The organism is Streptomyces sp. AK08-02, assembly GCF_033795085.1.
In the GTDB taxonomy this organism is placed as follows: Bacteria; Actinomycetota; Actinomycetes; order Streptomycetales; family Streptomycetaceae; genus Streptomyces; species Streptomyces echiniscabiei.
In genome coordinates this window covers 203155-217173 of sequence record NZ_JARAZV010000013.1, presented here as the reverse complement: position 1 = coordinate 217173, position 14019 = coordinate 203155, and the positions used below count along the sequence as shown (strand labels likewise).

The 14019-nt window shown below is 71.2% G+C and carries 15 protein-coding genes; 5 read left to right on the top strand and 10 right to left on the bottom strand.

Translation table 11 applies throughout. The annotated features are described in order from the left end of the window. Positions 1–74: 74 nt before the first annotated feature. The 4 genes from PV734_RS27380 to sigE form a co-directional block, all read right to left on the bottom strand. Complete coding sequence (locus PV734_RS27380; protein ID WP_319092134.1) at positions 75–524, bottom strand: sec-independent translocase; 450 nt, start codon at positions 522–524, stop codon at positions 75–77. A 209-nt stretch (positions 525–733) separates the two neighbouring features. Continuing rightward, on the bottom strand, positions 734–2407 hold the full coding sequence (locus PV734_RS27375; RefSeq protein WP_319292491.1) for a trypsin-like peptidase domain-containing protein: 1674 nt from the start codon (positions 2405–2407) through the stop codon (positions 734–736). A 143-nt stretch (positions 2408–2550) separates the two neighbouring features. Beyond that, on the bottom strand, positions 2551–3546 hold the full coding sequence (locus tag PV734_RS27370; RefSeq protein ID WP_319292489.1) for an anti-sigma factor: 996 nt from the start codon (positions 3544–3546) through the stop codon (positions 2551–2553). Continuing rightward, positions 3543–4316 carry an RNA polymerase sigma factor SigE gene (sigE, locus tag PV734_RS27365; protein ID WP_319092137.1) on the bottom strand — a complete coding sequence of 258 codons (774 nt, stop codon included), beginning with the start codon at positions 4314–4316 and terminating at the stop codon, positions 3543–3545. The genes PV734_RS27370 and sigE overlap by 4 nt, the downstream gene beginning before the upstream one ends. A 200-nt stretch (positions 4317–4516) precedes the next feature. Here sigE and PV734_RS27360 point away from each other — a divergent pair, with 200 nt between their 5' ends. Continuing rightward, the gene (locus tag PV734_RS27360; protein WP_319092594.1) at positions 4517–5215 is read left to right on the top strand and encodes an O-methyltransferase; all 699 of its coding nucleotides are present in this window, start codon (positions 4517–4519) and stop codon (positions 5213–5215) included. A 127-nt stretch (positions 5216–5342) separates the two neighbouring features. Here PV734_RS27360 and PV734_RS27355 read toward each other — a convergent pair whose 3' ends face one another. Next, positions 5343–5510, bottom strand: a complete 168-nt coding sequence (locus tag PV734_RS27355) for a DUF3117 domain-containing protein (RefSeq protein ID WP_003966491.1) — start codon at positions 5508–5510, stop codon at positions 5343–5345. A gap of 381 nt (positions 5511–5891) precedes the next feature. On the opposite strand from PV734_RS27355, the gene PV734_RS27350 reads away from it, so the two are divergent. Beyond that, positions 5892–6695 carry an enoyl-CoA hydratase/isomerase family protein gene (locus PV734_RS27350; protein WP_319092595.1) on the top strand — a complete coding sequence of 268 codons (804 nt, stop codon included), beginning with the start codon at positions 5892–5894 and terminating at the stop codon, positions 6693–6695. A gap of 42 nt (positions 6696–6737) precedes the next feature. Here PV734_RS27350 and PV734_RS27345 read toward each other — a convergent pair whose 3' ends face one another. Together PV734_RS27345 and PV734_RS27340 are read right to left on the bottom strand one after the other, a co-directional pair. Beyond that, entirely contained in the window at positions 6738–7328 is a 591-nt protein-coding gene (locus tag PV734_RS27345) for a DNA-3-methyladenine glycosylase I (RefSeq protein ID WP_319092138.1), read from the bottom strand. Beyond that, positions 7325–7675 carry a DivIVA domain-containing protein gene (locus tag PV734_RS27340; RefSeq protein WP_319092139.1) on the bottom strand — a complete coding sequence of 117 codons (351 nt, stop codon included), beginning with the start codon at positions 7673–7675 and terminating at the stop codon, positions 7325–7327. Before PV734_RS27340 ends, PV734_RS27345 begins: the two co-directional genes overlap by 4 nt. Positions 7676–7891: 216 nt before the next feature. On the opposite strand from PV734_RS27340, the gene folP reads away from it, so the two are divergent. Beyond that, on the top strand, positions 7892–8752 hold the full coding sequence (folP, locus tag PV734_RS27335; RefSeq protein ID WP_319292487.1) for a dihydropteroate synthase: 861 nt from the start codon (positions 7892–7894) through the stop codon (positions 8750–8752). A 218-nt stretch (positions 8753–8970) separates the two neighbouring features. Here folP and PV734_RS27330 read toward each other — a convergent pair whose 3' ends face one another. Next, positions 8971–9729 carry a TIGR00730 family Rossman fold protein gene (locus PV734_RS27330; RefSeq protein WP_319092141.1) on the bottom strand — a complete coding sequence of 253 codons (759 nt, stop codon included), beginning with the start codon at positions 9727–9729 and terminating at the stop codon, positions 8971–8973. A gap of 126 nt (positions 9730–9855) precedes the next feature. Then, on the bottom strand, positions 9856–10935 hold the full coding sequence (dapE, locus tag PV734_RS27325) for a succinyl-diaminopimelate desuccinylase (protein WP_319092142.1): 1080 nt from the start codon (positions 10933–10935) through the stop codon (positions 9856–9858). 162 nt (positions 10936–11097) lie between these two features. Between dapE and PV734_RS27320 the strand changes: the two genes are divergently transcribed. Next, complete coding sequence (locus tag PV734_RS27320; RefSeq protein ID WP_319092143.1) at positions 11098–12087, top strand: heavy metal transporter; 990 nt, start codon at positions 11098–11100, stop codon at positions 12085–12087. A 319-nt stretch (positions 12088–12406) separates the two neighbouring features. Further along, positions 12407–12727, top strand: a complete 321-nt coding sequence (locus tag PV734_RS27315; protein WP_319092144.1) for an ATP-binding protein — start codon at positions 12407–12409, stop codon at positions 12725–12727. Positions 12728–12820: 93 nt separating this feature from the next. Here PV734_RS27315 and PV734_RS27310 read toward each other — a convergent pair whose 3' ends face one another. Further along, on the bottom strand, positions 12821–13912 hold the full coding sequence (locus PV734_RS27310) for a bifunctional succinyldiaminopimelate transaminase/glutamate-prephenate aminotransferase (protein WP_319292485.1): 1092 nt from the start codon (positions 13910–13912) through the stop codon (positions 12821–12823). Between the last annotated feature and the right edge of the window lie 107 nt (positions 13913–14019).

Here is a 14019-nt window from a genome sequence, read left to right as displayed (position 1 = left end):
CGCGCAGACGGCCTTATCGGGCCGTCCGGGGCCCGGTCGGAGTATGAATCACGTCACGCGCGGGCCTGCGACGGTCAGGTTGCGTCCGCGTCGAAGGGCGGGCGCTCGTCCGGCTCGGGCTTCTTCGTCATGTCGACGGTGCCGCCCGAGGAACCGGCGGAACCGGCCGACAAGGACGGGGACGAGGAGGACGAGTCGGACTCGCGGCTGTGCACCGCGTCCGTGACCTCGGCCATCTCCTTCTTCAGGTCGAAGCCGTTGCGGATCTCCTTGAGCCCCAGCTCGTCGTTGTCCAACTGCTTGCGGATGAACGTCTTGGGGTTCAGGTCCTCGAACTCGAAGTCCTTGAACTCGGGGCCCAGCTCCGAGCGGATGTCCTGCTTCGCGCTGTCGGAGAACTCCCGGATCTTGCGGATGGTGCGCGTGACGTCCTGGATCATCTTCGGAAGCTTCTCCGGACCGAAGACGAGCACAGCGAGGAGCACGAGCGTCACCAGCTCGAGCGGTCCTATGTCATTGAACACCTGAAGCTCCTTGCGATGTCCTCGGTCCTCGGCCCTCGGTGGTCCGTGCGGTCTTCGCGGTCTTCCGTGGTCCGGGCCGGTTCCACGGTACCCGGCCATCCTGTCCCACCGGTACCGTCCGGGGGGCCAAGAGTGGGTGTACGCGACCGGTTTTCCGGGATGTTTGCCTAATGGGAGCCAGTACGACCCCTCCACCTGTGAGGTTTCTGTCAGTTGCCGTCGGCGGAGCCCAGAACGAGGGAGATCGTCCGCTCGGTGCCGCCGCGCACCAGGGACAGTTCCAGCCGGTCGCCGGGGCGGTGGGCGCGGATCCTGACGATCAGTTCCTCGCCGGAGTGCACGCGCCGTCCGTCGACCCCGGTGATGACGTCGCCTGCCGCCAGGCCCGCCCGGTCGCCGGGACCGCCGATGGTGACCGCGGGCCCGCCGTCGTTGCCCTTGGTGCCCACACGGGCACCGTCGCCGCCGTAGTCCATGTCGAGGCTGACGCCGATGACGGGGTGGGTCGCCCTACCGGTGTTGATCAGTTCCTCGGCGACACGCCTGCCCTGGTTGACGGGGATGGCGAACCCGAGCCCGATCGACCCGGACTGAGCCCCCTCCGGACCCGAGGCGCCGTCGGCGGAGCGGATCGCGGAGTTGATGCCGACGACCCTGGCCTCGGCGTCGAGCAGTGGCCCACCGGAGTTGCCCGGGTTGATGGACGCGTCGGTCTGGAGCGCGTCGACGTACGACACGTCGCCGCCGTCCCCGCTCCCGCCACCGGCGGTGATGGGTCGTTCCTTGGCGCTGACGATGCCGGACGTGACGGTGTTGGCGAGGTCGAAGGGTGCCCCGATGGCGACGACGGGATCACCGACCCGCACGTTGTCGGAGTTCCCGAGGACCACGGGCCGGAGTCCGTCGACCCCGCTCACTTTGACGACAGCGAGGTCGTATCCGCTGTCCCGTCCGACGATCTCGGCCTCGGCGGTCTCGCCGCCGCTGAAGGTCACCGTCACCTTGCCGTCCGCGCCCGCGGCCTCGACGACGTGGTTGTTGGTGAGGATGTGTCCCCGGCCGTCGAGCACGAACCCGGTGCCGGTGCCCTCCGCTCCGGCGCCGCGCACATGCAGTGTCACCACGCTGGGCAGGGCACGCGCTGCGATCCCGGCCACGCTGTCCGGCGCCCGCCCGAGGGACTCGTCCGTCGCGGCCTGCGACAGCCGGACCCGGTCACCGTCCCCGCGATGGCGCTCCAGATACGAACCGACGATCCCTCCGACGCCCCCGGAGAGCAGCGCGAGCACCAGGGCCCCGCTGACGAGCCCCCGCTTCCGCGCCCCCGGCCGGCCACCGGCGGGGACGGCCCCGTTCTGCTGGAGAGGGGCGTCCGCACGAGCCGCCCACGGGTCGTAGCGCCGCCAGGGGTCCTCGGCGGGCGTCAGCGGCTCCGCTACGGCCGTGTCGTGCGCCGGGGTCGCCTGGGCCGCCGCCGGGTGCCGGACGGGCGGAGCGGGCGCCCAGGGGCCGGGATGGCCGTACGGAGGCGTGCTGTAGGGATCGCTGGGGGGATCGGAGGGATCGGCATCGTGGGCGGAACGGGAGTCCGCCTCGACGGCGGGTACGGCTTCGGGCACGCCGACAGGCAGCGGAAGCCCGAAGTCCCCGTCGTATCCGTCTCTGTCGTCATCGGCACCGTTGGCACCCTCGGCGTCGCGGACGTCTCCCTCGGCCTGGCCGCGCATCGCGCGAGGCCGCTCCAACTCGAAGTCGCCACCGGCACCGGCACCGGTGTCAGTCCCGGCGCCGGCTTCGGCCGAGTCCGACGTCTCCCGACCGGGCGTCGGCTCCCCGCCGGACCGGCTCCACCAGTTGGCCTTCGCGGGCTTCCCCTCGTTCATGCTCTCCCCACACCTGGCCCGCCCGACAGCTCGTCGGCGGTGTCCGCGGGGTCACTGACGCGGTGAACCACCGCTCCACCGACCGCTGTTGCGCGAACCGCCGATACGCGGTCCGCACCTCGGATTCAACCAGGTTCGTGGGGTCAGCGGACCGCGTCCGGCGTGGACGGGGACGGTGGGTAGGACGAGTCGGTCGCGGGCGCGACGAGCAGGCCCCGGAGCGCCGCCTCGGGCGCCGTCGACCAGGCGGTCAGGGCGACCTGCGGGGTTTCCAGCGGGCGTATGAGCGGGGACAGCACCGCGGCCGCGGCCACCACCGGCGCGGTCAGCGGATGCATGGCCGCACGCTCCCGGCTCCCGGAGGGCGGTGCCGGGATGCCCGGCAGCAGCGGCGCGGACGCCTCTGTCGACGCCACCGGCGTCTGGCCGAACGTCCCCTGGCCCATTCCCTGCGAGAACAGCGGACCGACGGAGCGGCGCCGCTGGTTGTCGGGCGCCGTCGAGGTCCCACCGCCCTGCGGTCGCATCGGCGTCACGTTGCTGCCGCCGGAGGTGCCCCGGGCGTCCGTCGTGTCGCCGGGCACGCCCGTCGACACCCCGCCCAGCGCGATCGCCGCCAGCGACACCGCACCGGCGGCGGCGAACGCGAACCGCAGTCCGCGCGAGGACGACCGGTCGGCGTCATGACGGCCGACGTCATGGATGCGGAAACCGCGGCCCGGCGTCGGCGGGAGCACGGAGGTGTGCGGGCGGGCCGGAACGTACCCGAAGCCCTCCCCCTTCACTCCGAAGACTCCTGAGCCGACTCCTGGGCCCCCGGGGAACCCGGAGAGTCCGTCGGTGAATCCTCCCCCGCCCAGCGGTGAGCCGCCGGAGTCGGAATCACCTCCTCCGGGGAGGCCCTGCAGACGGGCCAGGAAACTCTCGGAGGGCGGTGGCGGGGCCATCTCCGCGAACACGTTCTTCAGACGGCGCTGTGCGTCGGCCTCCGACTTGCACTTCGGACAGGTGGCCAGGTGCGCCAGGACGCGCTCACGCGTCTCATGACCGAGTTCTCCGTCCACAAGGGCGGAGAGCCGGTCTCCCAGATGCTGCTCGGCGAGCCGACGCTCGGCCGAGTACGGCCGTGATCCACTCACGCGCCCGCGCCCCCTCCTCCCAGCGCGGCCACCCGTGGCACCGCGAAGCGACGCTCGGCACGGGCCTCCGGAGAGCGGTGCGCGAGGGCCTTGCGGAGCTGGGAGCGGCCTCGGTGGATACGGGAGCGGACGGTGCCGAGCTTCACGCCGAGAGTCGCGGCGATCTCCTCGTACGACAGTCCCTCGATGTCACAGAGGACGACGGCGGCGCGGAACTCGGGCGCGAGGGTGTCCAGCGCCTGCTGGACGTCCGCGTCGAAGTGCGCGTCGTTGAAGACCTGCTGCGGGGACGGCTCACGGCTGGGCAGTCGCTCGGCCGCGTCGTCGCCGAGGGCGTCGAAGCGGATGCGCTGCTTGCGGCGGACCATGTCCAGGAAGAGGTTGGTGGTGATGCGGTGCAGCCAGCCCTCGAAGGTGCCGGGCGTGTACGTCGACAGCGAGCGGAAGACGCGGACGAAGACCTCCTGTGTGAGGTCCTCGGCGTCGTGCTGATTGCCGGTCAGACGGTATGCCAGGCGGTAGACGCGGCCGCTGTGCGTGCTGACGATCTCCTCCCACGAGGGCGGAGTCCACGCCTGCCCGTCCGCGTCGGTGGAGAAGGTCGCGGTCTGGGCTCGGTCAGCGGCGTGGCTCGGGTCAGCAGCAGTCTTGTTCACGGATTTCGGCCTACCCGCTGATCCGAGAAGGCGCCTCAGCGCTCCTCCCCGATCCACAGGCGCAGCCGCACCTCCCCTGTCGGCTCTGGTGGTGTCCAGTGGAGCCCCTACCATAGCCACCTCGCCCGTTAGCTCCGGATAAGCGGTTTTACGAGGAATTGATGTGCGCCGATCCGGGTCCCACGGCCGCGTCAGAACCTGCACGGCGTTGCCGCTGTTCTCGGTGTTTCCGGTGTTCTGGTCCATCCGCTGGTCCCCCATGTCTCACCCTGTCGGTCCCACCTCGTCCCGCACCCCTTTGAACGACTGGTCCCATCTGCGGGTTCCCGAGCTCAACGGATACAGTCACGCCCAGGCAACCGCGGGGACAGGAGAGGGTCATTACCGGCAACCGGCAGACGAGCTGGGCGTTCGCCGACGCCTTTGTCGCCGAGGACGAGGCACTGCGCTGGGCCCGTGACCGGGCCCGCGAGGCAGGGCTGCGCTCGGTGGCGCCCAGCACGGGCGCCGCGCTACGGCTGCTGGCCGCCTCCGTGGACGCGAAGGCGGTGGCGGAGATCGGGACCGGGACGGGCGTCTCGGGCATGTATCTCCTGCACGGCATGCGCCCGGACGGAGTCCTGACGACGGTCGACCCCGAGCCGGACCACCAGCAGTTCGCCCGCCAGGCCTTCCGCGCGTGCGGCTTCGCCAGCAACCGCGCCCGTTTCATCCCGGGCCGCGCCCTGGACGTGCTGCCCCGGCTCGCGGACGCGGGCTACGACCTCGTCTTCTGCGACGGTGACCGGCTGGAGAGCCTGGACTACCTAGCTGAATCGTTGCGTCTGCTCCGTACGGGTGGTCTGGTGGTCTTCGAGGGCGTCTTCGCCAACGGCAGGACGGTCGATTCGGGGCCCCAGCCCACCGAGGTCATACGGCTGCGGGAGCTGCTGCGCGCGGTGCGCGAGAGCCAGGAACTGGTGTCGTCCCTGCTGCCGGTGGGCGACGGCCTGCTGTGCGCGGTCAAGCGCTGAGCCCTGCCGGCCTCGACACGGCGGAATGGCACAACAGCGGAACGACGAGACGACGGGCAAAACAGTGCCCCGGCACCGTACGTTCACGATGCCGGGGCAGCTGAAAGGGTATGGACGCGTCCGCGCGTCAGCCGACGACCTTCTTGAGGGCATCGCCCAGCGCGTCGGCCTCGTCAGGGGTCAGCTCGACGACGAGTCGACCGCCGCCTTCGAGCGGAACGCGCATGACAATGCCCCGCCCCTCCTTTGTCACCTCGAGCGGGCCATCGCCCGTCCGCGGCTTCATGGCCGCCATGCTCGTTCCCCTTCCTGAAACCAGCTCATCGTCGCCGACGGCCCCTTGGGAGGGCACGCGCTTCCCCTCATGAGAGGCACGTCACCGGCATCGAACACATTGCTTCCCAGCCATTATCCCGCATCTCAGGACCCTATGACCAACATCAGTCGGCATCGCTTGGGCAACGCGCGCGATCAAAACCACTCAATTCGGCGATGTGACTGCGATACTTCGCCGCCGCGCCGGCTCCCGGCCGACCACTGCCGAGCCGGGATTCTTTGACGCAGGTCACATGACCGGCTCTCTCCTCGGCGCGTGATCTCCGCCATGCTGTCATGGGACGAGTACGTACTGATCAGTACGCAGGACGACGCAGCCGCGACACCGGAGGGGACCCCCATGGCCGACACCGTGCTCTACGAGGTGCACGACGGGCTGGCGACGATCACGCTGAACCGCCCCGAGGCGATGAACGCGCTGAGCATCGCGACCAAGGTCGCGCTCCGGGAAGCGGTCCAGGCGGCGGCCACGGACGACGCCGTACGGGCGGTACTGCTGACCGCCGCCGGCGACCGGGCGTTCTGCGTGGGCCAGGACCTGAAGGAGCACATCGGGCTCCTGGCCGCCGACCAGGAAGCCGGTACGGGCGAGACCATGACGACGGTCCGCGAGCACTACAACCCCATCGTGCGGGCGCTCACGAGCATGCCCAAGCCGGTGGTGGCGGGCGTGAACGGCGTCGCGGCCGGGGCCGGCTTCGGCTTCGCGCTCGCCGCCGACTACCGGGTCGTCGCGGACACCGCGGCCTTCAACACGTCGTTCGTGGGCGTGGCCCTGACCGCCGACTCGGGCGTCTCCTGGACGCTCCCGCGCGTGGTGGGCCCCGGCCGGGCCGCCGACCTGCTGCTGTTCCCGCGCAGCATCAAGGCGCAGGAGGCGTACGAACTGGGCATCGCGAACCGGGTCGTCCCGGCGGCGGAACTGCGGGCCGAGGCCGAGAAGACGGCACGGGCGCTGGCGGACGGCCCGACGGTGGCGTACGCGGCCCTCAAGGAGGCCATGGCGTACGGCTTCACCCACTCCCTCGCCGAGACCCTGGAGAAGGAGGACGAACTGCAGGCCCGCGCGGGCGCGTCGGAGGACCACGCGATCGCGGTGCAGGCGTTCGTCAACAAGGAGAAGGCGAAGTTCCTGGGGCGCTAGCCGTACTTGCCAAGGAAGCCGGAGCACGGCCAGGAGCGTCGCCTACGGGGCGCTCCTCGCCACGCACGTCTCCAGATGGTCGTCCACCAGACCGCACGCCTGCATCAGCGCGTACGCGGTCGTGGGGCCGACGAAGCGCAGGCCGCGCTTCTTCAGGGCCTTGGACAGCGCGGTCGACGCGTCGGTGACCGCCGGTACGTCGGCAAGGGTCCGGGGAGCGGGCCGGGAGGCCGCGTCCGGGGCGTGGGACCAGATCAGCTCGTCCAGCTCCCCCGGGGCCCAGTCGGCCAGCACGCGCGCGTTGGCGATCGTCGCGTCGATCTTCGCGCGGTTGCGGATGATGCCGGCGTCGGCGAGCAGCCGTTCGCGGTCGGCGTCCGTGAAGACCGCGACGGACGAGATCTTGAAGTCGGCGAAGGCGGTACGGAAGCCCGCCCGGCGGCGCAGGATGGTGATCCAGGAGAGGCCGGACTGGAAGGCCTCCAGGGAGAGCCTCTCGAAGAGGGCGTCGTCGCCGTGGACGGGGCGGCCCCACTCCTCGTCGTGGTACGCCACGTAGTCCTCCGTGGACAGCGCCCAGGGGCAGCGCAGCGCCCCGTCGGGGCCGGCCAGGGCCGTGCCCGCGTCGCTCACTGCGCGTTCCCCTCGACCGGCTTGTCCATGGTGATGCGCGGCGGGGCCTGGGCACCGGCCAGCGCGGACTCCAGGTGGGTGATTCGGGCGTCCCGTTCGGCGAGTTCGGCACCGAGGCGGGCGAGGGCGTCGTCGACGTCCGACATGCGGTAGCCGCGGGCCGCGACCGGGAACCGGAGGGACTCGACGTCGTCGCGGCCGACCGGGCGGTCGAGCGGCAGGAGGTCCTGGAGCTGCTCGGGCGCGGCCTCCGGCAGGACGGCGCTGTCACCGCCGCCCACCACGGCCAGCGTCACCGCGGTTACCACGACGGCGAGCGCGACGACCAGGAACAAGAACATCAACATCGCTGGGTCCCCACGGGATTCGGATGGATCGGGTCGGTCGGGTTGATCGGATGAATCGGGTCGATCTGAAGTGCGGTGCCTGATGCGGCAGGGTCCGATCGTGCCATGCGAGTCTGGCAGTTAGGGTCGCAGGCGGCCGAATACAGGGCTGATTGCCTGGCCGGGCACAGGGGCGGCACGGGAAACTCACGAGGACACGAGGAGAGGTCACAGGCGATGCTCAGACTGGGAGGGCGTGAGTTCGGCGCGCACGAGCCGGTGATCATGGCGATCGTGAACCGGACCCCGGACTCCTTCTACGACCAGGGAGCCACCTTCCACGACGAGCCGGCGCTCGCGCGCGTGGAGCAGGCGGTGTCGGAGGGCGCCGCCATCATCGACATCGGCGGCGTGAAGGCGGGGCCCGGCGAAGAGGTGACGGCGGCCGAGGAGGCACGGCGGACGGTCGGCTTCGTGGCGGAGGTACGGCGCCGCTTCCCCGAGGTGATCATCAGCGTGGACACCTGGCGGGCCGAGGTGGGCGAGGCCGTGTGCGAGGCCGGCGCGGATCTGCTGAACGACGCGTGGGGCGGCGTGGACCCGCGCCTCGCGGAGGTCGCGGGACGGTTCGGGGTGGGGCTGGTGTGCACGCACGCGGGCGGTGCGGAGCCTCGGACGCGTCCGCATCGGGTGGCGTACGAGGACGTCATGGCCGACATCCTGCGGGTCACCGTCGGGCTGGCCGAGCGGGCGGTCGCGCTGGGGGTGCCTCGGGAGTCGGTGCTGATCGATCCTGGGCACGACTTCGGGAAGAACACGCGGCACAGTCTGGAGGCGACGCGGCGGCTGGGGGAGATGGTGGAGACGGGGTGGCCGGTGCTGGTGTCCCTGTCCAACAAGGACTTCGTGGGCGAGACGCTGGACCGGCCGCTGAAGGAGCGGCTGGTGGGGACGCTGGCGACGACGGCGGTGTCGATGTGGCTGGGCGCGCGTGTGTACCGCGTCCACGAGGTCGCGGAGACCCGGCAGGTCCTGGACATGGTGATGTCCATCGCGGGCCACCGGCCTCCGGCGGTGGCCCGGCGGGGGCTGGCGTAGGACGTTTCTCGCCCCCGCCGCCCCTACCCGTTCCCATCCTCGGGGGCGCTGCCCCCGAACCCCCGCTCCTCAAACTCCCCCAGAGGGGGGACCCCCAAGAGGCTGACTACCAGCCCGTCCGGCGTTTGAGGACGAGGCCGTTCAGGCCGAAGCGGGGGTCTGGGGGCGCAGCCCCCAGAGATGGGCGGGGCGAAACAACCCCCCGCCGAAGCCCAGCGCTAGCGCCCCGCCTCCTTGGACACCAGTGCCACCGCCTCGTCCACGTCGTCCGTGACGTGGAACAGCATCAGGTCCTTCTCCGACGCCTTGCCCTGGGCGATCAGCGTGTTCGTCAGCCAGTCGACCAGGCCGCCCCAGTACTCGCTTCCGAACAGGACGATCGGGAAGCGCGTGACCTTCTGCGTCTGGACGAGGGTGAGCGCCTCGAAGAGTTCGTCCAGGGTGCCCAGGCCCCCCGGCAGGACCACGAAGCCCTGCGCGTACTTCACGAACATCATCTTGCGGACGAAGAAGTAGCGGAAGTTCAGGCCGATGTCGACGTAGGGGTTGAGTCCCTGCTCGAAGGGCAGCTCGATGCCCAGCCCCACCGAGACGCCCTTCGCCTCGCACGCGCCCTTGTTGGCCGCCTCCATCGCCCCCGGGCCACCGCCCGTGATCACCGCGAACCCGGCCTCCACCAGGCCCCGTCCGAGCCGGACGCCCGCCTCGTACTCCGGGGAGTCCGCCTTCGTCCGCGCCGAGCCGAACACGCTGATCGCGGGCGGCAGTTCGGCCAGGGTGCCGAAGCCCTCGATGAACTCCGACTGGATGCGCAGCACCCGCCAGGGGTCCGTGTGGACCCAGTCGGAGGGGCCGCCCGCGTCGAGGAGACGCTGGTCGGTCGTGCTCGCCTGGACCTGCTCGCGCCTGCGCAGCACCGGTCCGAGCCGCTGCTCCTCCGGGGGTCGCTTCTTGTCCTCGGGGTTGCCGTTGGACATGGCCGCTCCCTTCCTCCACCAACTGTCGTTCCACCTCAGCGTAGATCTCCGCCGGTTACGGGCGGGGGACGTGAGGATGTCCGCCGTGAAGCGCCGCTTCCCGGCGACGCCGGAACCCTTGCCGGGTCATGACGTCAGCCAGGCCCGCAACCGTTCCTCACCGGCCAGGATCTTTCCGGTTTCCACCCGTTCGTCCCGCTTGTGGGCCAAGTGCGGGTTTCCCGGGCCGTAGTTGACCGCGGGGATACCGAGCGCGCTGAAGCGCGACACGTCCGTCCAGCCGTACTTGGGCTGCGGGGTGCCGCCCACCGCCTCGATGAAGGCCGCCGCCGCGGGGTGGGAGAGACCCGGGAGGGCGGCGCCGCTGTGGTCGTCGACCACGAACTCCGTGACCCCGCAGTCCGCGAAGACCTCCCGTACGTGCGCGAGCGCCTCGGCCTCCGAACGGTCGGGCGCGTAGCGGAAGTTGACCGTCACCACGCACTCGTCGGGAATGACGTTGCCCGCCACCCCGCCCCCGATCCGGACGGCGTTCAGTCCCTCCCGGTACTCCAGGCCGTCGATCACCGGGTAACGCGGCTGGTACGAGGCCAGTTTGGCCAGGATCGGCGCCGCCGCGTGGATCGCGTTGGAGCCCATCCAGCTACGCGCCGAGTGGGCCCGCTCCCCCGACGTCTTCAGCAGCACCCTCAACGTGCCCTGGCAGCCGCCCTCCACCTGGCCGTCGGACGGCTCCAGCAGTACCGCGAAGTCGCCCTCCAGCCAGTCCGGGTGCGCCTCGGCCACGTGCTTGAGGCCGTTCAGCTCGGCCGCGACCTCTTCCTGGTCGTAGAAGACGAAGGTGAGGTCCCTGTTCGGTTCCGGCACCGTGGCCGCGATCCGCAGCTGTACCGCGACCCCCGACTTCATGTCGCAGGTGCCGCAGCCCCACAGAACCCCGTCGTCGTCCAGCCGCGACGGCACGTTGCCGGCGATCGGGACCGTGTCGATGTGGCCGGCCAGGATCACCCGCTGTGCGCGGCCCAGGTTCGTCCGGGCGACGATGTTGTTGCCGTACCGCTCGACCGTGAGGTGCGGGAGGGCGCGCAGGGCGCTCTCGATCGCGTCGGAGAGGGGCTTCTCGCTGCCGCTCTCCGACGGGAAGTCGACGAGCCACGCGGTCAGGAGAGCGGCGTCCAGCGTGAGGTCAAGCGGGGTATCGGCCATGCCGACGACCCTAACTCGCCGTCCCGCCACCCCGCCGCGCACCGCCCCAGCACCCCCGCACCGCGCCACCGCGCCGTCCCACACCGTCTCTTCACCCGCTTCCGAACCCCGTCCTCACCCGACACGCGACCCACACTCCCTACTCTCCAGTACCTTGTACGGATGCCGGAGCCGTCCCCTACTCGCACTCGTCGTGGCCGCCTTCTCCGCCGTGGGGCGTCCTTCGTGGTCCTGCTCGCCGTCGCGGGCTATCTCGCGGTGCAGTACGTCACCGGCGGCACCGGGGATCCGGCCTGCGAGGTCGTCTCGGCGGGCGGCGACGGAGCCGCGTACGAGTTCACGCCGGAGCAGGCGGTCAACGCGGCGACGATCACCGCGGTCGGCACCGCGCGCGGGCTGCCCGAGCGGGCCGTCGCCATCGCGCTGGCGACCTCGCTCCAGGAGTCGGGGCTGCGCAACATCACCCATGGCGACCGGGACTCGCTCGGCCTGTTCCAGCAACGGCCCTCGCAGGGCTGGGGTACGGCGAAGGAGATCCTGGACCCGACCTACTCGGCGGGCGAGTTCTACGACCATCTCGTCAAGATCTCCGGCTACGCACACCTCCCCCTCACCGAGGCGGCGCAGCGCGTGCAGCGCAGCGGCTATCCGGAGGCGTACGCGAAGCACGAGCAGGACGCCACCCTGCTGGCGGCGGCCCTGACCGGCCGCGCGGCGGCCACCCTGACCTGCGAGGGCCGCCAGGAGACCACCACGGCCGGCGGCACGGACGCCGTACGGGCCGCGCTCGTACGGGACTTCGGCCGCGACGTGCTCGCGGTGGCCGGGGCCGAGGTGCGCCGCAAGACCGCCGCCACCCCCACGCCGACCCCCACACCCGCCCGCACCGAAACGACGGCCACCGACCGGCGGACCGTGACGATTCCGGTGCCCCCGGACACCGACCTGGCCGCCGGGACGACGGTCCGCGAGCGTGGCTGGCAGCTGGCGCACTGGGCGGTGGCCAACGCCTCCGCGCTGCACATCGAGAACGTGTCGTACGCGGGCCGCCGGTGGACGGCCGGCAACACCGACAGCGAGTGGCGTCCGGTCGGGACGGCGAAGGGCTCGGGCGGGGGCACGGACGCGGTCCGGATCGTCACCACCCAGTAGCACGCACAGGGGTGCGGGATGTCACCCGTACGGGTTACTCCTGTCGCATTCCGGCGAGAGTCTGCGCGGGTTTGCGCCGGGGCACTCCCCCATCCGCACACTGTCCGTCGGAACCCTTGCGAACAAAGGGCTGCAACGCGTCACAGGGATTCACCCGACTTTCGGACCGGGCGGCTTTTGCCCGTTTTTATCCGCAGCCGATAATGCGACGCATTGCCAACTCTTTGCGTTGGGGCGCCGCAACCTTCAGGGGCCTTCGAGCGGTAGTCACTGCGTCCGAGTCCGGACGATCAACAGTCAACCGAAACTCAGGAGCAACATGTCCCTCCCCCTGACCCGCCGGATCGCCCGTGCAGCGCTGCTCGTCGCGGCGGGAGCGGCAGCCGGGGTCGGTGCGGCCGGCGCCGCCAGCGCGGCGCCCGCCGGGCTGCCCGCCACCCCGAGCCTGGGTGGCCTGACCGCCCTGGACACGGCGAGCGCCACCGACGCGGTCACGAAGTCCGTGCCGGCGCCCGGCGCCGACCTCCTCGGCAGCACCACCAAGACCGCCACGAAGGGCGGCCTGCCGACGGACGCGCTCCCCACGAAGGGCCTGCCGGGCGCCGGTCAGCTGCCCCTTCAGGGCCTGCCGCTGGGCTGACCGGAGCAGCGGTGACCAGGTGATGGCGGAGGGGCCCGGGGATCTCCCCCGGGCCCCTCCGTCGTACGGCTGCCAATGTGCGGGACGGGTCGGCTACAGACGGGCGACCGCAGCCGCCACCCGCTCGTCCGTCGCCGTGAGGGCCACGCGGACGAACGTCTCGCCCGCCGTGCCGTAGAAGTCGCCAGGCGCGACCAGGATGCCCAGGTCGGCGAGGTGGGCGACGGTGTCCCAACAGGACTCGCCCCGGGTCGCCCACAGGTAGAGGCTGGCCTCGCTGTGCTCGATACGGAAGCCGTGCCGCATCAGGGCCTCACGCAGGGCCGTACGACGGGCCACGTACCGTTCACGCTGCTCGCGTACGTGTGTGTCGTCGCCGAGCGCGGCCACGACCGCGGCCTGGGTGGGCGCCGAGGTCATCATGCCGCCGTGCTTGCGGATCTGCAGCAGCGGGCCGAGGACCTCCGGATCGCCGGCCAGGAAGGCGGCGCGGTAGCCGGCGAGGTTGGAGCGCTTGGAGAGGGAGTGGACGGACACGATCCCCTCGTAGGAGCCGCCGCAGACGTCCGGGTGCAGCACGGAGACCGGGTCGACCTCCCAGCCCAGCTCGATGTAGCACTCGTCGGAGAAGATCAGCACGCCGTGCTCGCGGGCCCAGGCGACCGTCCGGGTCAGCTCCTCCTTGCTCAGTACCCGGCCCGTGGGGTTCGAGGGCGAGTTGAGCCAGAGCAGCTTCAGGTTGGTGGGGTCCAGCTCGGTCGGGTCGTCGTAGACCTCGTACTCGGCGCGGGCCAGCCGGGCACCCACCTCGTACGTCGGGTAGGCCAGGCGGGGGTAGGCGACCTTGTCGCCGGGGCCCAGGCCCAGCTGTGTCGGGAGCCAGGCGACCAGTTCCTTGGAGCCGACGATCGGCAGGACGTGGTGGTGGGTGACGCCCCGGGCGCCAAGGCGCCGTTCGACCCAGGCGGTGAGCGCGTCGCGCAGTTCGGGCGTGCCCCAGACGGTGGGGTAGCCCGGCGAGTCGGCGGCCGCGACCAGCGCCTTCTGGATCAGCTCGGGGACCGGGTCCACCGGCGTGCCGACCGACAGGTCGACGATGCCGTCCGGGTGTGCGGCGGCCGTCTTCTTGTACGGCTCCAGCTTGTCCCAGGGGAAGGTGGGGAGGCGGTCGGAGACTGCGGACACGGGATCTCGCTCACTTTCGGGTACGTACCTGCGTACGGCAAACGCCTCGGTCCCGTACGGCGATCACATGACGGGAGTGATCAGGCCGTACGGGACCGAGGCGGCAC

Bases quoted from the DNA above. Each gene is read 5' to 3' on its own strand.
- PV734_RS27375 (WP_319292491.1), bottom strand. From the start codon at position 2,407: ATGAACGAGGGGAAGCCCGCGAAGGCCAACTGGTGGAGCCGGTCCGGC.
- sigE (WP_319092137.1), bottom strand. From the start codon at position 4,316: ATGGTAGGGGCTCCACTGGACACCACCAGAGCCGACAGGGGAGGTGCG.
- PV734_RS27355 (WP_003966491.1), bottom strand. From the start codon at position 5,510: ATGGCGGCCATGAAGCCGCGGACGGGCGATGGCCCGCTCGAGGTGACA.
- PV734_RS27350 (WP_319092595.1), top strand. From the start codon at position 5,892: ATGGCCGACACCGTGCTCTACGAGGTGCACGACGGGCTGGCGACGATC.
- PV734_RS27340 (WP_319092139.1), bottom strand. From the start codon at position 7,675: ATGTTGATGTTCTTGTTCCTGGTCGTCGCGCTCGCCGTCGTGGTAACC.
- folP (WP_319292487.1), top strand. From the start codon at position 7,892: ATGCTCAGACTGGGAGGGCGTGAGTTCGGCGCGCACGAGCCGGTGATC.
- PV734_RS27330 (WP_319092141.1), bottom strand. From the start codon at position 9,729: ATGTCCAACGGCAACCCCGAGGACAAGAAGCGACCCCCGGAGGAGCAG.
- dapE (WP_319092142.1), bottom strand. From the start codon at position 10,935: ATGGCCGATACCCCGCTTGACCTCACGCTGGACGCCGCTCTCCTGACC.
- PV734_RS27320 (WP_319092143.1), top strand. From the start codon at position 11,098: ATGCCGGAGCCGTCCCCTACTCGCACTCGTCGTGGCCGCCTTCTCCGC.
- PV734_RS27315 (WP_319092144.1), top strand. From the start codon at position 12,407: ATGTCCCTCCCCCTGACCCGCCGGATCGCCCGTGCAGCGCTGCTCGTC.